At 52.6% G+C, this 23,099-nt stretch carries 24 protein-coding genes; 23 read left to right on the top strand and 1 reads right to left on the bottom strand.

Annotated elements, in window-relative coordinates; all coding sequences use genetic code 11:
• Nucleotides 1-13 precede the first annotated feature (13 nt).
• The 13 genes from BQ7382_RS05275 to BQ7382_RS05215 all read left to right on the top strand — a co-directional run bounded on the left by BQ7382_RS05275 (nucleotide 14) and on the right by BQ7382_RS05215 (nucleotide 10,702).
• The gene (locus BQ7382_RS05275) at nucleotides 14-655 is read left to right on the top strand and encodes a TetR/AcrR family transcriptional regulator (RefSeq protein WP_077391063.1); all 642 of its coding nucleotides are present in this window, start codon (nucleotides 14-16) and stop codon (nucleotides 653-655) included.
• Nucleotides 656-811: 156 nt separating this feature from the next.
• A complete protein-coding gene (locus BQ7382_RS05270; protein ID WP_144082086.1) occupies nucleotides 812-1,936 on the top strand; it encodes a hypothetical protein in 1,125 nt (374 codons plus the stop codon).
• Between the two features lie 115 nt (nucleotides 1,937-2,051).
• Nucleotides 2,052-2,558: an RrF2 family transcriptional regulator gene (locus BQ7382_RS05265; protein WP_077391061.1), complete on the top strand. Its 507-nt coding sequence runs from the start codon at nucleotides 2,052-2,054 to the stop codon at nucleotides 2,556-2,558.
• A gap of 188 nt (nucleotides 2,559-2,746) precedes the next feature.
• Complete coding sequence (locus tag BQ7382_RS05260) at nucleotides 2,747-3,937, top strand: cysteine desulfurase family protein (RefSeq protein ID WP_077391060.1); 1,191 nt, start codon at nucleotides 2,747-2,749, stop codon at nucleotides 3,935-3,937.
• Nucleotides 3,927-4,352: a Fe-S cluster assembly scaffold protein NifU gene (gene nifU / locus BQ7382_RS05255; RefSeq protein ID WP_077391059.1), complete on the top strand. Its 426-nt coding sequence runs from the start codon at nucleotides 3,927-3,929 to the stop codon at nucleotides 4,350-4,352. Before BQ7382_RS05260 ends, nifU begins: the two co-directional genes overlap by 11 nt.
• Nucleotides 4,353-4,606: 254 nt before the next feature.
• The gene (locus BQ7382_RS05250) at nucleotides 4,607-4,822 is read left to right on the top strand and encodes a cold-shock protein (protein ID WP_077391058.1); all 216 of its coding nucleotides are present in this window, start codon (nucleotides 4,607-4,609) and stop codon (nucleotides 4,820-4,822) included.
• 151 nt (nucleotides 4,823-4,973) lie between these two features.
• Nucleotides 4,974-6,209: a dihydroorotase gene (locus tag BQ7382_RS05245; RefSeq protein WP_077391057.1), complete on the top strand. Its 1,236-nt coding sequence runs from the start codon at nucleotides 4,974-4,976 to the stop codon at nucleotides 6,207-6,209.
• Nucleotides 6,210-6,237: 28 nt separating this feature from the next.
• A complete protein-coding gene (locus tag BQ7382_RS05240) occupies nucleotides 6,238-6,972 on the top strand; it encodes a dihydroorotate dehydrogenase electron transfer subunit (protein ID WP_077391056.1) in 735 nt (244 codons plus the stop codon).
• 56 nt (nucleotides 6,973-7,028) lie between these two features.
• On the top strand, nucleotides 7,029-7,946 hold the full coding sequence (locus BQ7382_RS05235) for a dihydroorotate dehydrogenase (RefSeq protein ID WP_205408166.1): 918 nt from the start codon (nucleotides 7,029-7,031) through the stop codon (nucleotides 7,944-7,946).
• A 3-nt stretch (nucleotides 7,947-7,949) separates the two neighbouring features.
• On the top strand, nucleotides 7,950-8,666 hold the full coding sequence (gene pyrF, locus BQ7382_RS05230; RefSeq protein ID WP_077391054.1) for an orotidine-5'-phosphate decarboxylase: 717 nt from the start codon (nucleotides 7,950-7,952) through the stop codon (nucleotides 8,664-8,666).
• 72 nt (nucleotides 8,667-8,738) lie between these two features.
• The gene (gene pyrE / locus BQ7382_RS05225) at nucleotides 8,739-9,365 is read left to right on the top strand and encodes an orotate phosphoribosyltransferase (RefSeq protein WP_235847953.1); all 627 of its coding nucleotides are present in this window, start codon (nucleotides 8,739-8,741) and stop codon (nucleotides 9,363-9,365) included.
• A complete protein-coding gene (gene pyrB, locus BQ7382_RS05220; protein WP_077391052.1) occupies nucleotides 9,347-10,270 on the top strand; it encodes an aspartate carbamoyltransferase in 924 nt (307 codons plus the stop codon). Before pyrE ends, pyrB begins: the two co-directional genes overlap by 19 nt.
• A complete protein-coding gene (locus tag BQ7382_RS05215) occupies nucleotides 10,271-10,702 on the top strand; it encodes an aspartate carbamoyltransferase regulatory subunit (RefSeq protein ID WP_077391051.1) in 432 nt (143 codons plus the stop codon).
• A 28-nt stretch (nucleotides 10,703-10,730) separates the two neighbouring features.
• Here the strand turns inward: BQ7382_RS05215 and BQ7382_RS05210 are convergent, their stop codons facing one another.
• Nucleotides 10,731-11,597: an N-acetylmuramoyl-L-alanine amidase family protein gene (locus tag BQ7382_RS05210; protein ID WP_077391050.1), complete on the bottom strand. Its 867-nt coding sequence runs from the start codon at nucleotides 11,595-11,597 to the stop codon at nucleotides 10,731-10,733.
• A 219-nt stretch (nucleotides 11,598-11,816) separates the two neighbouring features.
• Between BQ7382_RS05210 and BQ7382_RS05205 the strand changes: the two genes are divergently transcribed.
• The 10 genes from BQ7382_RS05205 (at nucleotide 11,817) to ppdK (ending at nucleotide 22,978) form a co-directional block, all read left to right on the top strand.
• A complete protein-coding gene (locus BQ7382_RS05205) occupies nucleotides 11,817-13,337 on the top strand; it encodes an NAD(P)H-hydrate dehydratase (protein ID WP_077391049.1) in 1,521 nt (506 codons plus the stop codon).
• 133 nt (nucleotides 13,338-13,470) lie between these two features.
• Nucleotides 13,471-13,650 carry a 30S ribosomal protein S21 gene (gene rpsU / locus BQ7382_RS05200; RefSeq protein ID WP_077391048.1) on the top strand — a complete coding sequence of 60 codons (180 nt, stop codon included), beginning with the start codon at nucleotides 13,471-13,473 and terminating at the stop codon, nucleotides 13,648-13,650.
• A gap of 14 nt (nucleotides 13,651-13,664) precedes the next feature.
• A complete protein-coding gene (locus BQ7382_RS05195) occupies nucleotides 13,665-14,126 on the top strand; it encodes a GatB/YqeY domain-containing protein (protein WP_235847952.1) in 462 nt (153 codons plus the stop codon).
• Between the two features lie 114 nt (nucleotides 14,127-14,240).
• Entirely contained in the window at nucleotides 14,241-15,206 is a 966-nt protein-coding gene (locus tag BQ7382_RS05190; RefSeq protein WP_144082085.1) for a PhoH family protein, read from the top strand.
• A gap of 38 nt (nucleotides 15,207-15,244) precedes the next feature.
• Nucleotides 15,245-16,195 carry an rRNA maturation RNase YbeY gene (gene ybeY, locus BQ7382_RS09865; RefSeq protein ID WP_159437233.1) on the top strand — a complete coding sequence of 317 codons (951 nt, stop codon included), beginning with the start codon at nucleotides 15,245-15,247 and terminating at the stop codon, nucleotides 16,193-16,195.
• A 61-nt stretch (nucleotides 16,196-16,256) separates the two neighbouring features.
• The gene (era, locus tag BQ7382_RS05180) at nucleotides 16,257-17,156 is read left to right on the top strand and encodes a GTPase Era (protein ID WP_077391047.1); all 900 of its coding nucleotides are present in this window, start codon (nucleotides 16,257-16,259) and stop codon (nucleotides 17,154-17,156) included.
• Nucleotide 17,157: 1 nt separating this feature from the next.
• Nucleotides 17,158-17,952: a DNA repair protein RecO gene (recO, locus tag BQ7382_RS05175; protein WP_077391046.1), complete on the top strand. Its 795-nt coding sequence runs from the start codon at nucleotides 17,158-17,160 to the stop codon at nucleotides 17,950-17,952.
• A 26-nt stretch (nucleotides 17,953-17,978) separates the two neighbouring features.
• The gene (locus tag BQ7382_RS05170; protein WP_077391045.1) at nucleotides 17,979-18,809 is read left to right on the top strand and encodes a DUF4342 domain-containing protein; all 831 of its coding nucleotides are present in this window, start codon (nucleotides 17,979-17,981) and stop codon (nucleotides 18,807-18,809) included.
• Between the two features lie 104 nt (nucleotides 18,810-18,913).
• The gene (locus tag BQ7382_RS05165) at nucleotides 18,914-20,341 is read left to right on the top strand and encodes a glycine--tRNA ligase (protein ID WP_077391044.1); all 1,428 of its coding nucleotides are present in this window, start codon (nucleotides 18,914-18,916) and stop codon (nucleotides 20,339-20,341) included.
• 15 nt (nucleotides 20,342-20,356) lie between these two features.
• Nucleotides 20,357-22,978, top strand: a complete 2,622-nt coding sequence (ppdK, locus tag BQ7382_RS05160; protein ID WP_077391043.1) for a pyruvate, phosphate dikinase — start codon at nucleotides 20,357-20,359, stop codon at nucleotides 22,976-22,978.
• Nucleotides 22,979-23,099: the final 121 nt, after the last annotated feature.

The following is a 23,099-nucleotide window of genomic DNA, read 5'->3' as shown; positions in this document are numbered from 1 at the left end:
GGGGGCCTTATAGATGCAGAAGAGAGTTTCAGAGGAAAAGCTTCAGAGGCTGAGGAAGACCGGTATCGAAGAATTCGCCCGGAAAGGCCTTGAAAATGCCAACATCAACGATATAGCCAGGAAGGCCGGGATCAGCGTTGGCACCTTATACAACTATTTCGGGACGAAGGAAGATTTCTTTGTGGCATGCCTTGAGACGGCCGTTGACGACCTGGAGGCGGCCCTGCATGAGGCGTCTGAGGGAGATGTGCCACTGCTGGAGAGGGCTGACAAGATCATCAGATCTCTTCAGGTCTATTCCAGGGAACACCCGGAGGTGAACAGGCTGTACAACCAGATCACATCTTCCACCGATCCCGGGCTGGCTGCAAGGCTTGCGGCCAGGATAGAGTCTGTGAGCTCCGAGACGTACAGGAAGACGATCCAGGATGCCGCTGACAGGGGAGAGATAAGGAGCGACGAGGACATTAGGTATCTTTCCTTTTTCTTCGATGACCTGATGACAACGCTGCAGTTTTCGTATTCCTGTCCATATTACAGGGAGAGGCTCAGAATATTCTGCGGCGATGAGGCGCTGGAAGACGATGAACTCATGCGGGACCAGCTGCTCAGCTTTCTGAACGCGGCGTTTTCTCCGCACTCAGACAGAACATAAAAGTAAAAATATCGCTGAATCACGGACTGTCCGGACATCTTCGCCCGGGCGGTCTTTTTCTTTTGCAACGGTAAGGCATAAGGCTTTATAATATTAAGAAGTGTGCGCCGAAAGGCTGTTGTGAAGAAGTAGTAAGGATCGGTAATGGCTATGGCTATGGCAAAGAATGTTGTAAGGTCGATAGACGGGGTGTCATACGAAGAGTGGTTCGGCCGTGAGCCGGGCTCTGCCAGCGAATTCGGGGATCTGCTGCGAAGCTTCTCCGAGGCGCTGAGAGGAGAGTGGCTCACCGCCGTGCGTGGGAACAGCGAACAGGGCTTCTGTTCACTGTTCTTCGAAAAAACAGGTCTTGCTGTGTGGTTCGGAGGAGGGGACCGGTGCAAGTTGCGCCACAGTTCCCAGGACAGCTTTGGAAAAGACGAGAACTTCATAGAGCAGTGCCGGCAGGTATTCGGGAAGTCTCTGCTGGCCATCTATCCGGGTGGGAGAAATGCCTCCAGGTCGATAATTTTCCTGTTCGGCGACAAGATGATGGACTCGGAGCACAGGAAGAAAAGGCACGAGACCACAAAGGCGGTCTCCCTCAGACTCTCGTACAACGAAAAAGAAAAGCGATTCGTCTTTACGGTGGATACGGTGGATGTGCGGGACGGCGTTTACGGTGTCATGAGCACCGAGAAGATCCCCATGACCCAGGACAGCTACAAGCAGAGAGTCAGGAACTTCCAGGACGGCCAGATGTACGAAGGGCTGGTGGACGTGGCAGGCAAGGTGAAGATCCCTCCGGTGTACAGGTACATACACCTGGCCGACTTCACCAGGGAACTGTATCAGGTGTCGGTCATGAGCGGTGACGGCCAGCTGCTTGTGGGCGCCTGCGCCGCCGACGGGAGGCTCCTCATCCCGTGCCAGTACAGGGATCTCTACTGTCTCAAGGTGGGATATGCCATGGTGATGGATCAGAACAACCACTTCTGGGTCATCGACTACGACGACAACGCGATCTTCGGCCCGAGCATCTACGGAGTGGACATTTACGGCAACACGGATAAATATCTTTTTTACATAGAATACTGGGAAGACGTCGGATTCGAGTGCATGGGGATCTACGACGTGGCGTCGAAGACAATGACTGCACCGGCGGAGTATTCATATATAAAGTATCGGGACGATGGTATGTTCGACGTGGTCGTTGCCCGGGACAGGAGGAGAGCGGTGGTTGACAGGTTCGGAAACGAACAGGACCTGCTGTTTTCCCAGAGAAATTTCAAGAAACGGTAGGTCTGTGACGCATCTGCACTCATTTCCTTTCCACAAAGAACACCAAATACTAAATTCCTGTGTTATACTAGGAATTACATTTTGAGAAAAATCAGGATCGGGAGGTCGAGTTGAAATGATGGTTTCCACAAAGGGCCGGTATGCGCTCATCGTGATGATGGATCTGGCCAACAACGAGGGCGACGGAGTGATATCACTCAGCGACATCGCGGAGAGACAGAATCTGTCCATGAAATACCTTGAAATAGTGGTATCCATGCTGAACAAGGGAGGTCTGCTCAAGAGTCTGAGAGGAAAGAACGGCGGGTACAGACTGGCGAGAAAGCCCGAGGAATACAATATCGGAGAGATACTCGAGATAACCGAGGGGAGTCTTGCGCCTGTAGAATGTCTGAAAAACGATCACGTATCCTGCGAGAAGGCGGCATCCTGCGGTATCCTGCCTCTGTGGCTGGGGCTGGACATGGTTATAGACAACTATCTTGAGAACATAACCCTTCGCGATATCATAGACGGAAACATGGACAGGATCCTTCCAAAGGGGATAACCATGGCGGATTACAAGGAGTCCTGCCGGGCGAAGAGGCGCGCCGCGGAGGAGAAAATGCAAGGTGAAATATAAACTTTACCTGAACGTAAAGAATGTACAGATTATTGCACAACCTCTATTGAATAATTCCTATTGACACGCTAGGAATTAAGTGCTAATTTATCCCATGGAAAGAAAAACGAAAGAAACTCAATGGGGTTCCCAGACGATCAGCCTCGCATCTTACAGAAGGGCGGGCTATTGATAAACAGGAGGAGAACATGAGAGTATATGCAGACAATGCAGCCACTACGTACATGAGCGAGACTTCTATGAAGGTCATGGTGGACTGCCTGAAAAATGCCAACGGCAACCCTAACAGCCTGCATTCTGAAGGACAGGCTACCAAAGAAGTCCTCGAGGATGCCAGAGCCAAGGTGGCGAAGGCCATCAATGCAGCAAATCCGAACGAGATCTACTTCACTTCCGGCGGAAGCGAGTCGGACAACCAGGCTCTGATCTCCGCGGCCAGAGGACTGAAGAGCAAGGGTAAGAACCATCTGATAACCATGAGCATCGAACACGATGCCATTCTGAATACCATGAAGAAGCTGAAGAAGGAAGGGTTCGACGTGACCATTCTGGATCCTCAGCCTGACGGGATCATCTCCGTTGACGACATAGAGAAGGCGATCAGGCCTGACACAGCGCTGGTGTCCATCATGTTCGCAAACAACGAGATCGGCTCCATCCAGCCTGTGGCTGAGATCGGAAAACTCTGCCACGAGAAGGGAGTACTTTTCCATACAGACGCTGTACAGGCGGCCGCCCACCTGCCTATCGATGTACAGGCCATGAACATCGATATGCTGTCGATGTCCGGTCACAAGTTCCACGGCCCTAAGGGTGTGGGAGCTCTGTATGCCAGAAAGGGTGTGAAGCTGCTGAACATCGTCGAGGGAGGTGCTCAGGAGAGAGGAAAGAGAGCCGGCACATCCAACACACCTGCGGCTGCTGCCATGGCTGCTGCCCTGGAGGAGGGTGTCGCCAACATGGAGGCCAACACGGCAAAGACTGTCGCCCTGAGAGACAGGCTCATCGAGGGTCTTGCGGATATTCCGCATTCAAGGCTCAACGGTCACAGGACGAAGAGGCTGCCGGGCAACGTGAACTATTCATTCGAGGGAGCAGAAGGAGAGTCTCTGCTGCTTGCACTGGATATGTATGGAATAGAGTGCTCATCCGGGTCGGCGTGCTCCAGCCAGTCCCTTGAGCCGAGCCACGTGCTCATGGGCATCGGACTTCCGGTAGAGGCCGCACACGGATCACTGAGATTCAGCCTGGCCGAGGACAACACCGAGGAGCAGGTAGACTATATTATCGAGAAGGTACATCAGGTAGTAGCTCAGTTCAGAGAGATCAGTCCTTTCTGGGACGAACTGGAGAGAGGAGTCAGGAAACATGTTATATAGTGAAAAAGTAATGGATCACTTCGAGCATCCGAGAAACGTAGGAGAGATAGAGAATGCCGACGGAGTAGGCGAGGTTGGAAACCCTGTCTGCGGAGACATCATGAGGATGTACCTCAAGATCGATGACGGCATCATCACGGATTGCAAGTTCAAGACATTTGGCTGCGGTTCAGCCATCGCCACAAGTTCCATGGCGACGGAGATGATCAAGGGGAAGACGGTAAAGGAGGCGCTGGAGCTGTCCAACAAGGCTGTTGTAGAGGCACTGGACGGATTGCCTACACACAAGATCCACTGCTCGGTACTGGCCGAGGAAGCCATCAAGGCAGCGCTGGTGGATTACTACAAGAAGAACGACATGGAGCTGCCTCCGGAGATCAAGGACTTCAAGCCTGATGAGGAGAGCGACCTGTAGTTCGGGAATGATCTGAGGATATTGCGGAGTCTGCCGGATGATGAGGCGGCCTCCGCATTTTTTCTGGACACATATGGAGACTTGTGACGTCGTTTGCCGTCACATTGATGCATAAATAACCACAAATATGAAATTTATACTATAAAATTCGGCGTTTCAATTGACAATTTGTTATGCCGGGGGTAAAATTCCGATTGTGTTTTATTTTTTTCACCAACAAATGAAACCTCAGGGTATTAGGACAGGAGGACATAATGAGCACGGGTACGGTTAAATGGTTCAACAACAGCAAGGGCTATGGATTCATCGAGAACGGAGAAGGGGGCGCAGATGTGTTCGTTCACTATTCTGCCATCCAGTGCGATGGATTCAAATCTCTGAAGGATGGGGACAAGGTCACATTCGACATCGAGGACGATCCTAAGAATCCTACCAAGAAGAGAGCTGTGAACGTTACCGTCGTAGAGTAACTCACAGCAGCCTGAAAGTTAAAATCATGATCAGGTATAGACGGCCGCCCGAACGGGTGGCTTTTTTCATTATTAATACACAATTACCTGCCGACAGATGGTAAAATGTTTCGTAGATTCGGGTAAAGATAAGAGATCACGGAGGATATAAATGTTTTTCAGAGGCGGAAAGATCTACACAGACAAACACTTCGAAGACAACATCCTTTTCGATACGGAGCGCGGCTTGGCTGGCGGCTTTATTGATATTTCACAACATGACAGGGTTATCGACATTGATAACTCTTTTATTTTGCCATCCTTCTGCGACGTCCACGTTCACTTCAGGGAGCCGGGACAGGAGTACAAGGAGACGATGCTCACGGGATCGAGAGCTGCGGCGAGGGGAGGATACACAGACGTATGCACCATGCCGAACCTGAAACCGGCCCCGTCGGACCTGAGAGGCCTTAAAGCAGAGACTGACGCGATCGATGGAATACCGGAAGAGGAGCGGATCCACATCCACCCTTACGGGACGATCACGGGCGACCAGTCCGGCACAGGAGAGCTATCGCGCATGGAGGAGCTGGCCCCTCATGTAGTGGCATTCTCCGATGACGGAAGAGGCGTTCAGGACGAGGGACTGATGAGGGCGGCGATGGAAGAGGCACATGCCCTTGGAAAAATAATAGTCGCTCACTGCGAGGATGAAGCGCTTCTGGCTCAGGGAAAGGTCAGAGAAAGTGAATGGCGGCAGATCGAGAGGGACATAAAACTTGCGGATGAGACGGGAGCGTCCTATCACGTGTGCCACATATCCACCAGAGAGAGCGTGGAGGTCATAAGAGAAGGAAAAAAGAGCGGAGTAGACGTGACATGCGAGACTGCGCCACACTATCTGCTCCTGGACAGCGAAACTGTGAATGAGAGGATCGCGGCAGCGCCGGAGCTCGGAGGACGGTACAAGATGAACCCGCCGATAAAAGATCCGGAGGACAGGAGGCAGCTCATCATCGGGATTCTTGATGGCACCGTGGACATGATCGCCACAGATCACGCGCCGCACAGCGAAGAGGAAAAGAGCAGGGGGTTCCTGAAGAGCATGAACGGCATCACGGGACTTGAGTGCGCCTTTCCTGCTCTGTACACCGGTCTTGTGAGAGAGAAGATCATCACGCTGGAGAAGCTGGTGGAGCTCATGTGCATAAACCCTAGAAGTCGGTTCAACATCCCGCAGGACAACAGCTGGACTCTTGCAGAACTGGAGAAGCCGTTCGCCCTGGATAGCCGGAAATTCTTTTCCAAGGGAAAATGTACGCCATTCGACGGTCAGGAACTTTACGGACGGGTGCTGATGACCATCTGCGGAGGCAGGGTCGTATATCGGGACCCGGACATCAGATAGAGATCAGAAATACACAGGAGGGAAAGAGATGCGTAATACGAAGAGCACTATCCTGGAGAATGTTGAGATAGCTCCTGGCATATACTCCATGATGATAGAGACAGAGGGGAGTCGCTTCAGCCATCCCGGGCAGTTTGCCATGGTGCAGGTCCCTGAGAAGTTTCTGAGGAGGCCCATTTCTGTCTGCAGGTTCGACGGTGACCGGTATACCCTCGTGTACAGGGTCGTCGGAGACGGCACCAGGATCATGAGCCGCATGGAGTCCGGTGATGAGCTTGATGTGCTCACGGGACTCGGGAACGGCTATGACGTTGGCGTTTTACCGCAGGACGTATATATCATCGGTGGAGGCATCGGGATCCCTCCGATGCTGGGCCTTGTGAGGGCACTCACCATGGAAGGCAAGAGCTGTAAGGTAATACTCGGATACAATTCAGAGAAGGAAATATTCCTCCTGGATCAGTTCAGGGATCTGTGCGACGACGTTACGGTAATGACGGCTGACGGCAGTTCTGGAAAAAAGGGCTTCGTAACAGATGCCTTCGATGTCGCGGATGTGGCCTGTGCCTGTGGTCCGCTGGCCATGCTGAAGGCACTGGACCCTAAGGTAAAAGACGGGTTCTTCAGCCTGGAGGCAAGAATGGGCTGCGGTTTCGGAGCATGCATGGGCTGTTCCGTGAAGACCGTTGACGGTAGCAGGAGAGTCTGTAAGGAAGGGCCGGTGTTCCGGAAGGATGAGCTTCTGTGGGATCAGCTGGTGTGATGCCGTAGCCTGAAGGATGAACAGCGAGAAAGAGATCGGAGGAGACTAGACAGGAGATGGATATGAGACCTGACATGAAGGTGGATCTGGCGGGGACCGAGCTTCATAACCCGGTCATGCCTGCCAGCGGAACGTTCGGATACGGGCAGGAATACAAGGATTATTTTGACCTGAGCATCCTGGGAGCGCTGGTGACCAAAAGCGTGACCTGGGAACCGAGATATGGAAATCCGCTGCCGCGGATCGCGGAGTGCAGCCAGGGTATGATGAATTCCATAGGCCTCCAGAACCCTGGTATAGAGCACTACCTGGAAGAGGACCTTCCGATGTTGAGAGAGATCTACTACGGACCGGTGATCTCGAACATCAGCGGGTCCTCGCCGGAAGAATACGGCAGGCTTGCCAGGGCCATAGACGGCCAGGAGCAGGTGGTCGCCTTAGAAGTGAATATAAGCTGCCCGAACGTCAAAGACGGAGGCGCAGCGTTCGGTGCCGACCCTGAGATCAGCAGGAGGATAACCGAAGAGGTTAAGAAAAACACCAGTCTTCCGGTGTTCATGAAGCTGACGCCGAATGTCACAGACATAGCGTCGATAGCCAGGGCGTGTGAGGAGGGCGGTGCAGACGGCATCAGCCTTATCAACAATTTCAAGGCCCTCAAGATCGACCTGAAGGCCAGGAAGCCCGTTACAGCCATGAAATACGCCGGACTTTCCGGGCCCGCTATCAAGCCGATAGCCCTTCGCATGGTGAACGAGGCCTTCCATGCAGTGGATATACCGGTCATAGGAATAGGCGGCATTTCAAATGCTGATGACGTGCTCGAGATGATAATGGCTGGAGCCACCGCCGTACAGGTGGGATCGGCAAACCTGGTGGACCCGTGGACCTGCCCGGATATAATAAAGGAACTTCCGAAGCGCATGGAAGAGCTTGGCATTGAGAGTCTGGATGAGATCAGAGGAGTGATTTAGAACATGAGAGACTATAACGACATTATGATCGCACTTGATTTTCCGGGAGGTGAGGAGGCGCTTAACTTCCTCGACCGTATGGAGATCAAGGGAGAAAAGCCATTCGTCAAGGTCGGCATGGAGCTGTTTTACGCCTGTGGCCCTGACATCATAAGGGAGATCAAGGCGAGGGGATACAGGATATTCCTCGATCTTAAGCTCCACGACATCCCGAACACCGTGGGCAGTGCCATGAGAGTGCTGGCTGGCCTCGGGGTGGACATGGTGAACGTCCACGCCGCAGGAGGCAGAAAAATGATGGAGGCTGCCAGGAAGGGCCTGGACGAGGGCTGGGTCCAGGCAGGGGCTCCGGGGAAAAAGCCGTATCTCATCGCCGTGACCATGCTCACGTCGATAGACAAGGACACCATGAACGGCCAGCTCCTTATACCTGGAGAGGTTGAGGAGACCGTGGTCAGCTATGCGAGAAACGCCAGAGAAGCGGGCCTGGACGGCGTGGTATGCTCCCCTATGGAGGCCGGGACAATACACCGGTCGGTTGGAGAGGACTTCCTCACCGTGACTCCTGGCATCAGATTGCCGGGAGATTCGAAGGGCGACCAGAAGCGGGTCACCACGCCTGGAGATGCCAGAAAGGGCGGCAGCGATTTCATGGTCATAGGCAGGAGCATCACAAGGGCGGAGGATCCTTCTTCTGCCTACGAGAGGTGTCTCCGGTAAAAAAGATTTTCACATATGCCGGGTTTCCGGCTGACGAGAGAAGTTTTCGTGTTCTGGGAGGAGGCAACAGATTTGGTAAGAGACGAAAATAAGGAAAGAGAGATAGCCAGAGGGCTTCTCAAGATAAAGGCGGTATTCCTGAGGCCAGATGAACCGTTCACCTGGGCCAGCGGAATAAAGAGCCCTATCTACTGCGACAACAGGCTGATCCTCACCGCTCCGGAGGTGAGGAACGTGGTGGAAAACGAGATGGCAGAGACCATACGGGAATTCTATCCACAGTGTGAAAAACTCATGGGCACCGCCACCGCAGGCATCGCTCATGCGGCCATAGCAGCGCATATCCTTGGGATGCCGATGGGATACGTGAGGAGCAGCTCAAAGTCCCACGGAAGAAACAATCGTATAGAGGGAGAACTGAAGAGCGGGGACAAGGTAGTGGTTATTGAAGACCTTTTTTCTACTGGAGGCTCTTCCATCGAGGCTGTGAAGGCACTCAGAGAAGCAGGTGCCGATGTTCTCGGCATCGTAAGCATATTTACCTATAACACAAACAAAGCAGAGGTCAATTTCAGGGAGGCCGGAGTGGATCACAGGAGCCTGTGCACCATCGAGACTCTCATAGATGAAGCCGAGAAGGAAGACTACATCAGGACAGGGGAAGGAGAGAAGATAATCAAATGGCTAAGAGAGATCTGATCAACATCACCGACCTTTCCACAGAAGAAGTGGACGAGATGCTGGATCTTGCCGACAGGATAACGGCTGAACCGGAGAAGTACCAGGATGCCTGCGCCCACAAAAAGCTGGCTACCCTGTTCTATGAACCGTCTACCAGGACGAGGCTCAGCTTCGAGTCGGCAATGTACAAACTCGGGGGAAACGTCATCGGCTTTTCCGATGCAAATTCCACATCTGTTTCAAAAGGAGAGAGCGTCCACGACACCATGAAGGTCATCTCCTGCTTCGCCGATATCATCGCCGTGAGGCATCCTAAGGAAGGAGCCGCCTACGTCGCGGCCCACAGCTGCGACATCCCCGTGATAAACGCGGGAGACGGAAGCCATTTTCACCCTTCACAGACCCTCGCCGATCTTCTCACCATCAGAAGGGAGAAGGGCAGGCTGGATTCGATAAAGATAGGGTTCTGCGGAGACCTCAAGTTCGGGCGGACCGTCCACTCTCTCATAGACGCCCTCCTGAGATACGAGAACGTGGAGTTCTGGCTCATCTCACCGGAGGAGCTGACACTGCCAGGATACATCAAGGAGAAGATGACCGGGGCAGGGGCCGTGTGGCACGAGACCAGGAGCCTCGAGGACTCCATCCCGGAGCTGGACGTGCTCTACATGACGAGGGTCCAGAAGGAGAGATTCTTCAACGAGGAGGACTACATACGGCTGAAGAACACCTATGTGCTTGACAGGGAAAAACTGTCCGCCGCTCCTGAGGACATGATCGTCATGCATCCTCTGCCAAGGGTGAACGAGATCGAGGTGAGCGTGGATGACGACCCGCGGGCGAAGTATTTTGAACAGGTGAAAAACGGCAAGGACGTGAGGAAGGCGCTCATCCTCACACTGCTTAAGTGGAAGGAGGACTAGATGAACGTAGATGGAGTGAATACCGGGATCGTTCTTGACCACATCCATGCAGGAAAGTCCATGGTCATATACAAGCTGCTCGGACTGGACCGTCTCGACTGCACAGTGGCCGTTATCCAGAATGTGAAGAGCGCGAAGTACGGCAGAAAGGACATCATCAAGATCGATAAGATCATTGATCTGGACTTCGACGCCATAGGCTTCGTAGACCCTAACATAACGGTGAACATAGTAAAAGAAGGGAAACTGGCCAGAAAAAGCCACGTCTCCCTTCCTGATGAGCTGACCGATGTTCTCAGGTGCAGGAACCCGAGGTGTATAACGTCTTCCGAGACCGATCTTCCTCAGCGCTTCAAGCTGGTGGATCCGGAAAAAAGACTTTATCGCTGTGTGTACTGTGACGCCATGGCAAGTGAAAAACATCTGTTTTAGACGCGTGCCGAGGTGTCGCGCCGCAGCGTCACGGCCTGTATTTGTCCAGGAGATCCTGGTAACTGCTCACATTGTCGTTCTTGATTATCTTGTACGACTTGTCGATGCCGGTCGCCAGGGCCTGGGCAATTTTTTTTGACTTGTTATCGATCGCCTTGTTGTCCGACTTGTCTGTCATGAATCCCAGCTCTACGAGGCAGGACGGCATGGTCGGTATCTCGTTTTCGTAGTAGTCGTCGTTCGGATCCGGGAGAGTTCCGGATTTTACTGCCCTTGCGCTCATGGTGCCAGATGCCTTCAGTTCCTTTAGTATCTCGGATCCCAGGAGCCTGCTGTCGTCAGGGTCGGAGGAGCTTATCCACACCTCTGCGCCAGAAGCCGTGGCTGCTGCCTCGGAACCAGCGTCTCCGGTGTTTCTGTGTATGGAGACGAACAGATCGGCCTTCTTCCTGTTTGCCATCTTTCCGCGCTCTTCGCGGTCCACGCTCTTGTCAGTGGTGCGGCTCATGTAGACTGTATAACCCTTTTTCTCCAGAGCCTTTTTAGTCAGCAGCGCGATCTTGAGCGTGTCGTCCTTTTCGTTCCTTCCTGAAGTCTGAGCCCCCGGATCGCTTCCGCCGTGTCCCGGATCCAGGAATATGACTCCGCCGTTCTTCACCGCGGCCGTTTCTGATGCGCCTGAAGAAGATGATGATGTGGTACCCGAGCTTCCAGTCCTTTCGGATATGTAATCTGCGGTGACCTTTATCAGGATCCCGGCAAGGAGAGCAAAGAGGATGAGTACGATCAGCAGCATGATCAGGTTTATCTGCCTGCGCCTTCTCTTCTGCCTGCGCAGTTTAGCCTTCTTCTGCTCGACTATTATCTGGATTATTTCGTCGTCGGTGTATTGCAAATCGGTCTACCTTTATAAGCAAATATGAGTAACAAATCAAAGAAATGAGATCCCAAAAGATCTTCGCGTATTATGTTACCCTAAATGAAATCTCATGTAAATATTGGCTCCCGGCGCAAAAGGCCGCAAAAGGACTGCTTGCTCGATTGTCAGGGCGGAGTTAAGGTGATAGAATCATTATGTATTTTTATGCGCAATTCATTGAAGAGGTGAATATACATGTATGCATTGACTGCCAAGGGCATGCGTTACATCGATAAATACACGATAGATCTGGGAGTACCGTCGCCTGTGCTGATGGAAAATGCTTCCAAGGCCGTGGTAGAACTCATCCAGAAGAGATTTCCTGAAAAGAGCACCAGGATACTCGTCCTCTGCGGATCCGGAAACAACGGAGGTGACGGGGTGTGCGCGGCCAGGTGGCTGAAGCACCTGGGGTATGACGTCCTCCTGTATTTTGCAGGAAATCCCGACAGGACATCTGAGGAGTTCCTGAGGCAGATGAATATATATACAAGGACCTTCCCGGATGCGTTCATAGGCGGACTTGAAGGTGACGAGGAGGATGCGGCCGCACTGGAAGCAAAATATGACGTCATACTGGACAGCATTTTCGGGACAGGTCTGAGCAGGCGTCTCGGATACAACTTCATAAAATTCATCGAATACATAAACGGCAAGGACGCTTACAAGATATCCGTAGACATACCTTCAGGGCTGAACGCAACGACCGGGCAGAACATGGATGCCCTTTTCCTGGCAGATGAGACCGTGACCTTCGGGAGCTACAAAATAGGCATGCTCATGGGAGAGGGAAGAGCCTGCTGCGGAAAAGTGACAGTGGCGGACATCGGCCTGGTACCGTCGGCGTATGACGAGGTGCCGGACAAGCTCGTGGTATGCGACAACGCTTTTTTCCGGGAAAACTACAACAGGGCCATACTTCCGCGTCCTGAGAAGTCTCACAAGGGGACATTCGGCACAGTGGGGATCGTTGTAGGTCAGGGCAGCATGATGGGGGCCAGTATCCTGGCTGCGAAGTCCGCCTACAGAGCCGGGTGCGGCCTGGTGAAGATCCTGTGCCCGAGAAAGTTCATGGGATACTTCAACATCTCCATCCCTGAGGCGGTGGTGGTGCCATACAAGCCTGAAAACGGTCCGGATGCGCTGGAGCACTTCCTCAAGGAGGTCGGGGTGGTGGTCATAGGTCCCGGCCTGGCAGAAAACGACTACGGCAGAGGTCTTCTCGATGTGGTGTTCAGGAACTCTACTCCTGCCGTCGTGGACGCCGGAGCGCTGAACCTGATATCCAGAAACGCCAGGTCATTCAGAATGAGACGCTGCGAGTGCGTGATCACTCCTCACATAGGCGAGCTTGCACGGCTGTGCGGTGAAGATATCGCCGTGGTGGAAAAAAATATCATAGGATTTGTAAAAAGATTTTCCGAGAAGTACCACGTCAGCATGGTGGCGAAGAACGATGTTTCAATCCTTTCCCTGATCAGGGGAAACGCTCAGCAGCTCTTCGTGAACACCATCGGAAATTCCGGACTTGCCACCGCCGGATCGGGAGACGTGCTCTCGGGGGCTATCGCTTCACTGGCGGCCCAGGGGAACAGCTTGAATAACAGTCTCCTTTTCGGAGTGATGCTCCACGGCAGAGCCGCAGAACGGTTCGCCAGGACCAAGAACGGGGAGAGGAAGATGATGGCAGGTGATATCGCTGACAATCTCTTCTGACCCTGAAGACTGAGATAGAACAGCGTGTCGGTAATAAAAACTTGTATTGGTTTTTTACTGATGCTATAATACAAAACGTTATGGGCGTAAGTTCCAAGCATCACTCTATATATGACAGGAGGTGAATATCAATATGGCACAGGTCGTTGTTAGAGAGAACGAAAGCTTAGAGAGCGCTCTGAAGAGATTCAAGAGAAGCTGCGCGCGTGACGGCGTCATGGCTGAGCTCAGGAAGAGAGAGCACTACGAGAAGCCAAGCGTTAAGCGCAAGAAGAAGTCTGAAGCAGCCAGAAAGAAGGCAAGAAAGTATTAATTCCCGGGGAGTTGATGGAATTGAGTCTGAAAGAACAGCTTTTAGCAGATTACAAGACAGCGATGAAGGAGCACGACGTCACCTCCAAGGAGACTGTGAACCTCATCAGAGCGGCCATTAAGCAGCACGAGATCGACCAGAGGGTGACTCTGGAGGATGACGCTGACATTATCCCGATCATCAAGAAGCAGCTGAAGATGCGTACCGACGCGCTCGCCGACTTCGAGAAGGCGGGACGCCAGGATCTGCTTGACAGCTACAACAGGGAGATAGAGATCCTTAAGAAATATCTTCCTGAGGAGATGTCCGAGGAGCAGATCAGAGAGGCTGTTGAGAAGATCGCCGCCGACAGCGGCATCGAGAGATCCATGAAGAGCATGGGCACACTCATGAAGACGGCCATGGCAGAGCTTAAGGGCAAGGCTGACGGATCCCTTGTTTCAAAGGTGGTCAAGAGCTATCTGTCTGGTAAATAAACAGAACGAAACAGACTTTGGAAGGCAGGGCTGAGGCCCTGCCTTTTATCGTTGTTCTGTTCCCCCGTAAAGGTTATAATCAGCAGTAGGAAAAATCGAATTACAGAGGTGAAAATGAAGGAAGACAACAGATCGGTCAGAATGCTGCTGGATCAGGATGTTGACAGGACGGAGCTCTTCGGCAACATGGATGCCAACATGAAGAAGGTGGAGAAGAGCACCGGGACCAGCGTGATCCTGCGGGATGATGACCTGATAATCAGGGGCAGGGATCCGGAACACGCGGAGAGGATAATAAAGGGGATGGTAGATGCCCTGCACCACAACAGGAAGCTGGATCCACAGCGGCTCGGCTACATCATGGACATGGAGTCGATGGGACAGACCGTGGACAACACCACATCCTCGAAGGACATAATATGCTACACGTGCCAGGGCAAGCCGCTAAGACCTAAGACCAGCGGCCAGAAGCACTATGTGGACATGATCAGGAAGAACGACATGGTATTCGGCGTAGGCCCGGCCGGTACGGGAAAGACGTATCTCGCCTGTGCCATGGCCGTCACGGCACTGAAGGACAAGGACGTTGAGAGGATAATACTGGCAAGACCGGCAATAGAGGCAGGAGAGAGCCTGGGATTCCTGCCGGGAGATCTCCAGGAGAAGGTCGACCCATATCTCAGGCCTCTGTACGATGCTCTCTTCGAGATAATGGGAAGGGAGACCGCATCAAGATATAAGGAAAAAGGAACTATCGAGGTGGTCCCTCTGGCGTACATGAGAGGGCGGACCCTTGACAACTCGTTCATAATCCTGGACGAGGCGCAGAATACGACCAGGGAGCAGATGAAAATGTTCCTCACCAGGATGGGCTTTAACTCCAAAGTGGTGATAACAGGAGACGTGACTCAGATAGACCTGCCAAAAGGCAAGGGGTCCGGCCTGCTGGAAGCGGAAAAGGTACTGAAGGGCATCGATGGCATAGCCTTCTGCAGACTTGCCGAGGTGGACGTGGTCCGTCACCCTCTGGTGAAGGAGATCATCAGGGCCTACAGCCAGTACGGCGAAAAACACAGATAACGGATCAAAGCTGATATCCGGAGAATGGAGGCGGAGAAATGATCATCATATACGGGGACGAGCACGGACATCTGACGGATGAGATGACCGCGCTGCTGGACACTGCAGCTGAAAAAGTTGTCAGAGACGAGCTCTCACCTCTTCTCAGCTGTGACGATATGGCTCTGGCCGAGACCGGAGAGATCCCTCTTGAGGTGGGAGTGACGATCGTCTCGGCACAGGAGATCAGAGAGATAAACAGGGACATGAGAAACGTGGACGCTGTTACCGACGTGCTTTCATTCCCTCAATACGAAGACAAGTATGAGGTCATCGAGGCCCTTCAGAATGCCGATGACGACGTGGATGACCAGGGCGAGCAAAGGAACATCCCGCTGGGCGACGTGGTGATATGCTGGACCAGGGTTGAGGAGCAGGCTCAGGAGTACGGCCACAGCTGGGAGCGTGAGCTGGCATATCTCTTCGTCCACAGTATGCTCCATCTGCTGGGCTACGATCACATGGAAGAGGATGAGAAGCGCATAATGCGCCGCCATGAAGAGGTGATCATGACCGGCATAGGACTCCCTCAGGAAAAGAGCGCCTTCGCCCGTTACAGGGATCTTTTCATGAAGGCTTCTCAGGCCTGCAGCAGCGCCTATGCGCCATACTCAGGGTTCAGAGTGGGGGCTGCCCTCCTGGCGTCATCGGGCAAGGTGTACACAGGGGTGAACGTGGAAAATGCATCCTACGGATGCTCGATATGCGCCGAGCGCACTGCTGCGGTGAAGGCGGTCTCTGAAGGCGAGAGGAGCTTTGCCGCCATCGCTGTGGCGTCTGACAGGGGCGTTGCGGAACCGTGCGGGATATGCCGCCAGTTCCTGGCGGAATTTTCCATCAACATGTACGTGATCACGGGAAAGACCCCTGAGCATCTGAAAGTGAGGACGCTCGGGCAGATACTGCCGGAGGCCTTCGTCCTGACGGAAGAAGATCGCGGCAGCAAATAATAAACGACAGGGTATCAGGAAAGACGATAATAGAAAGACTGTAATAGAAAGACGGTAATAGATGAGATCAGGATTTATCGGTATAATCGGAAGGCCTAATGTAGGAAAGTCGACGCTCCTCAACAGGATACTGGGGGAGAAGATAGCCATAACATCGGCTAAGCCCCAGACGACGAGGAACAGGATCACGGGAATATACACCGATATGGCCGCAGATGAGGGCCGGGGCGTTCAGATGGTTTTCCTGGATACTCCGGGGATACATAAACCCAAGAACAAGCTGGGGAGCGCCATCAACGAAACGGCGGTCAACACATACAAGGGAGTGGATGTCATCCTCCTCCTGGCAGACGGGAGCAAGGAGATGTCCAGGGGAGACCATTATCTGCTGGAGATGCTCAAGGAGTCTGATACTCCGAAACTCCTGGCCATCAACAAGATGGACCTCATGAAACCTGAGGATTACCTGAAGCTTTACAATTCATACATGGAGACGGGTCTCTTTGACGATGTATATGGGGTCTCCGCGCTGAAGGGTACCGGGGTGCCCGAGCTCCTCGACCGCCTGAAGGAATATATGCCGGAGGGACCGATGTTTTTTCCGGAGGACATGGTCACCAGTGACCCGGAGAGGTTCCTCGTCAGCGAGATCATCCGGGAAAAGCTTCTGACGTATCTTGATCAGGAGGTGCCTCACGGGGTATTCGTGGAGATAGAGTCCTTTAAGGAAGAGGAGGACCTCACAAGCATCAGCGCCGTGATCTACTGTGAAAAGAAGTCTCACAAGAGCATCATCATCGGAAAGGGCGGAAGGAAGCTCAAGGGGATCGGAAAGAGCGCAAGAATGGAGATCCAGGAGCTCCTGGGCACCAAGGTGTATCTCGAGCTATGGGTGAAGGTGAAGGAGAACTGGCGCGACTCAGACAGGATGATAAGGAACCTGGGATACAAGGACGAGTAAAATGCTAATTGATACAGAAGGCATCGTACTCAGGCAGCAGAAGATCCCCGGCAACAGGCGGATGCTCACCCTTTTCACGAAAAGATACGGACGCATTTCGGCAGGAACGTCTATCAACGAGAAGGGAAAGGGAAAATCGGCACTTGCCCTCAGACCTTTTACATACGCGGAATATGAGATCTTCAAAAACCGGGGATATTATAATATCAATTACGCCACGGTCAAGCGCAGCTATTACGGGATAGGAGAAGATCTGGACAGGTACTTTGCGGCGTCGAAAGTCCTGGAATACCTCGATCAGGTCCTTCAGGAGGAAAAGGCCGAGCCGCGGCTCTTCGACCTGGTGCTTGAATTCATGGACGCACTTCAGGATGCAGAAGGAGACTGCACCATGATGCTCTATGCGTTCATAGTGAAGACATTTCCGCTGATGGGTATAAGACCGGAGCTGCGTCACTGCGCAAACTGCGGTAAGCCAGTGGAAAAGGACGGGCCGCACCACTTTTCCATAGATGCGGGAGGGATTCTGTGCGAAGATTGTTTCCGGATGGAACAAAGAGGCGAGGAGGCCGGAGAAAATGCTTCTGCGAGGGGAAGAAGAGGCCGGCGGGAATTGCTTTTCACCGTTGATTTTGATATAGTTGGTGTGCTGCAGTACTTCGGGGAAAAGCCCTTCAGAGTCTTCGACAGAGTGAGCCTGAAGCCGGAGTACAGAGAGCAGATAAGGCGCATCATATCTATATACGTAAGCTATTACCTGAATATAGATATTCTTGATGAGAAAGCACTTATTTAAACAGCGTTTTATGCAGGAGGTGCATCATGGAGATCACACTTGAGAAGATTGAGCTGGTTAAGGACAGAACAGGAGTGACCTACAGAGAGGCTAAGGAGGCCCTTGAGGCCGCCGATGGAAGCGTCGTAGACGCGATCATCAACATCGAAGAGTCCTCAGAACATACACAGGAAGAGCCTAAGGCGGGATTCAAGGACGGACTGAAGAACAACGAGCTGTTCGACAAGATCAAGGAGACAGCCAACAAGGGCAACATGTCAAGGATCGTGGTAAAGAAGGGTGACGAGGTGCTCCTCAACTTCCCTCTCACAGTAAGCATCCTGGGCGCCGTAGTTGCACCTTGGGGAGTCATCTTCGGGCTTATTGCCGCAGTGGGATTCAACTGCAGGATCGAGTTCGTCAACGACAAGGGCGAGGCGACCGACATCAACGGAAAGGTGATCGAGGGCTATGGCAAGGCCAGAGCAAAGGGCCAGGAGTACAAGACCATGGCGGACGACCAGCTGGACAGGATCAGAGACACCGACATCTACTCCAACATCAGGGAGAAAGGTGGAGACGCTCTGAACAAGATCAAGGAGACTGACGTTTACAGCGACATCAGAGAGAGGGGCGAAGATACTCTTAACAAGATCAAGGATGTTGATCTGAAGGACAATCTGGACTCCATCAGGGCAAAGGGGGAGGAGATCTTCAGTAAAGTAAAGGGAGATCAGTCCCAGCAGGAGGATCCTGTGGTAAAGGCTTCTGATGACGCCCAGGATGTTGAACCTGCCGCTGAAGAACCGGCTACGGAGGTGGATCAGGTCCTCGATGAGGTCGAGCAGGAACTTTCCGATACACCGGAAGAGAATTAAATCGTGACACTTTGCGGATCCGGCAGATTTTTCTGCCGGAATTCGCTATGTAAGAACAGAGGACGAATTTCGTCCCCAATGTATTTCAAAAGGATAATTTTTTTATGGCAGACAACAAGAAAAAGGGAAATCAGGACGGCGTGGACATGAACACCCTCATCGCTCTCTGCAAGGGCAGAGGGTATATTTTTCAGGGTTCGGAGATCTACGGCGGACTGGCTAACACGTGGGACTACGGGCCACTGGGCGTGGAGTTCAAGAACAACATCAAGAAAGCCTGGTGGAAGAAGTTCGTTCAGCAGAGCCCTTACAATGTAGGACTCGATGCGGCTATACTCATGAACCCGGAGACCTGGGTCGCTTCGGGACACGTGGGCAACTTCTCGGATCCACTGGTGGACTGCAGAGCCTGCAAGTCCCGGTTCAGGGCGGATAAGCTCATTGAGGAGTACATCCAGGAGAACGGTCTTGAGCCGATAGTGGTCGAGGGCATGAGCAACGATGAGCTTTCGGCCTATATAGAGGAGCATCAGATCAAGTGCCCTGAGTGCGGGAAGCACGATTTCACTCCGATCAGGAGATTCAATCTGATGTTCAAGACATTTCAGGGCGTGACAGAGGATTCATCTGCAGAGATATACCTCAGGCCTGAGACTGCACAGGGTATATTCGTAAACTTCAAGAACGTTCAGAGGTCTGCGAGAAAGAAGATACCTTTCGGGATCGCTCAGATCGGAAAGTCATTCAGAAACGAGATAACTCCAGGAAACTTCACCTTCAGGACGAGGGAATTCGAGCAGATGGAGCTGGAATTCTTCTGCAAGCCGGGAACTGACCTCGAGTGGTTCGACTACTGGAAGAAGTATTCGACCGACTTCCTGAGCTCTCTTGGGATGAACATGGACAACATCAGGGTGAGAGATCACGAACAGGCTGAGCTGGCCCATTACGCTGCAGCCGTATCCGACCTGGAGTACAAGTTCCCGTTCGGATGGGGAGAGCTGTGGGGCGTTGCAGACAGAACTGACTACGACCTCAGGAGCCACATGGATCACTCTGGAGAGGACATGACATATCTTGATCCGGAGACGAACGAGAGATACGTTCCTTATTGCATAGAGCCGTCTCTCGGCGCCGACAGAGTGGCTCTGGCCTTCCTTCTTGATGCCTATCACGAGGAGACCGTGACCGACGCAAAGGGCAAGGAAGACAAAAGGGTTGTGCTGAGGCTCCATCCGGCTCTGGCGCCGTACAAAGTGGCAGTACTGCCTCTTTCAAACAAGCTCAAGGACGATGCGTTCAAGGTGTATGAGGAGATGAGCAAGTACTTCAGCACCGATTACGATACTTCGGGATCCATCGGAAAGAGATACAGAAGAGAGGACGAGATCGGAACGCCTTTCTGCATCTGCGTGGACTTCCAGACGCCTGAAGACAATACTGTCACTATTCGTCATAGAGACACAATGGAACAGATCCGCCTGCCTCTGGATGACGTTAGGGAATATATTGAGGAAAAGCTGATTTTCTAATCAAGGAGATGAAACATGGAGAAATTTGTTTACTCTTTCAACGAAGGCTCCAAGGACATGAGAAGCCTTCTGGGCGGCAAGGGAGCCGGCCTTGCAGAAATGACAAAGATCGGTCTGCCCGTTCCTTTTGGTTTCACTGTTACAACTGACGCCTGCAAGTACTACAACGACAACGGCGGACAGCTCAGCGACGGAATGATCCAGGAGATATATGAGCACCTGGCAGAGCTGGAGCAGGTATCAGGAAAGAAATTCGGAAGCACAGAAAACCCGCTTCTGGTATCCGTAAGATCAGGAGCTCCAATATCCATGCCTGGAATGATGGACACGATCCTGAACCTGGGACTCAATGACGACGCTGTAAAGGGACTTGCAGCTCGTACAAATAACGAGAGATTTGCATACGACAGCTACAGAAGGTTCATCCAGATGTTCGGCGATGTCGTTATGGAGATCGAGAAGGCCAAGTTCGACGAGGTCTTTGATGGCCAGAAGAAGGCGGTTGGAGCTGAGTACGACGTTGACCTGACGACTGATGACCTCAAGAAGATCATTGCAGGATACAAGGAAGTAGTTAGAAAAGAGCTGGGAAGAGAGTTCCCTCAGGATCCTAAGGATCAGCTGATGGAGGCTGTTAAGGCCGTTTTCAGATCCTGGAATAACGACAGGGCCATCCTGTACAGACAGCTGAACGACATCCCGTCATCTCTGGGAACGGCTGTAAACGTACAGCTCATGGTATTCGGAAACATGGGAAGCACATCCGGCACAGGAGTTGCGTTCACCCGCAGCCCTGTTAACGGAGAGAACAGAATCTTCGGAGAGTTCCTCGTGAACGCTCAGGGCGAGGATGTTGTTGCTGGTATCAGGACGCCTCAGCCTATCGACGAGATGAAGGAAGCTTTCCCGGAGGTATATGCGAAGTTCGCAGAGATCGCAAAGATCCTGGAGAACCATTACCTTGACATGCAGGACATGGAGTTCACAGTAGAGGACAACAAGCTGTTCATGCTCCAGACCAGAAATGGAAAGAGAACTGCCGCTGCAGCTGTTAAGATCGCAGTGGACATGGTCTCCGAGGGCCTTATCGACAAGGAGACCGCGATCATGAGGATAGAGCCTGACCAGATCAATCAGCTCCTCCACCCTGCGTTCGACGCAGATGACCTCAAGAAGTTCGAGCCTGTTGCAAAGGGACTTGCCGCTTCTCCGGGAGCCGCAACAGGAGAGATCAGATTCAGCGCTGAGGATGCAGCTGCCGCCGCAGAGGAAGGAAAGAAGATCATACTGGTAAGAGAAGAGACTTCTCCGGAAGACCTTGCCGGAATGGTCGCTGCTCAGGGCATCTTGACAGCAAGAGGCGGAATGACTTCCCACGCCGCAGTAGTGGCAAGAGGAATGGGCAAGTGCTGTGTTACGGGCTGCAATGCGATCACGGTAAATGCTGCTGAAAAGACAATGGAGATCGCCGGTGTCAAGTACGGAGAAGGAGAGAATATCTCCATCAACGGAACAGACGGAAACGTTTACATCGGATCCATCAAAACTGTTGCTCCAGAGCTGTCCGGAGACTTCGGCACCATCATGAAGTGGGCTGATGAGATCAGAACACTTGGTGTCAGAACGAATGCCGACAACCCTAGAGATGCAAAGCAGGCTGCTGATTTCGGAGCCGAGGGCATCGGTCTCTGCAGAACAGAGCACATGTTCTTTGAGGATGAGAGGATCCCTAAGATCAGAAGGATGATCCTCGCCGATACAAAGGAAGAGAGAAGAGAGGCACTGGCTGGACTCCTGCCATATCAGAAGGCCGACTTCAAGGGAATCTACAAGGTGATGGGCGAGAGACCTGTCACGATCAGACTGCTGGATCCGCCGCTCCACGAGTTCCTGCCTCACACAGAAGCAGAGATGAGACAGCTGTCGGAGCAGTTCAACATCCCTTATGAGAAGATCGTAAACAAGACTATCGAGCTCCACGAGTTCAACCCGATGCTGGGACACAGAGGCTGCAGACTTGCGGTGACATATCCTGAGATCGCAGAGATGCAGACAGAGGCTATCATCACGGCGGCTCTCGAAGTCAAGAAGGAGACCGGACTGAACATCAAGCCTGAGATCATGGTACCGCTGGTAGGCATAGCAAACGAGCTCAAGGTGGTGAAGAAGGTCATCGATGAGACCGCAGAGAAGTGCTTCGCCGAGGCTGGTGAGAAGCTGGACTACCTGGTTGGAACGATGATCGAGATCCCGAGGGCTACACTGATCGCCGACGAGATCGCAGAGGACGCTGCATTCTTCTCCTTCGGAACGAACGACCTCACTCAGATGGGATTCGGATTCTCCAGAGACGATACAGGCAAGATCATCAAGGAGTACATAGCTAAGGGCGTTCTGGACAACGATCCGTTCCAGACATTTGACCAGCACGGACTCGGAAAGCTGATGAAGATGGCTGTAGAGGATGGAAAGAAGACACGTCCTGACATCCACCTTGGTATCTGCGGCGAGCACGGCGGAGATCCTGCGACCATCGACTTCTGCCAGAGAGTAGGACTGAACTACGTATCCTGTTCTCCATTCAGAGTTCCGATCGCAAGGCTGTCCGCAGCACAGGCTGCCATCAGGAACAAGTAGTTCTGACGAAAAGAGTGCGATAACAGAATAAGACTGAATGTCTAGCTCCCTCCGGAGAACATCTGCAGCAAAGCGGGTGTTCCCGGAGGGAACTTTAATTGTATACAATAATGCGAGTATA

The organism is Mobilibacterium timonense (genome assembly GCF_900155555.1).
Taxonomy (GTDB): Bacteria; Bacillota; Clostridia; order Peptostreptococcales; family Anaerovoracaceae; genus Allobaileyella; species Allobaileyella timonense.
The sequence above is the reverse complement of the archived record's forward strand: the minus strand, read 5'-3'. Positions and strand labels throughout refer to the sequence as shown.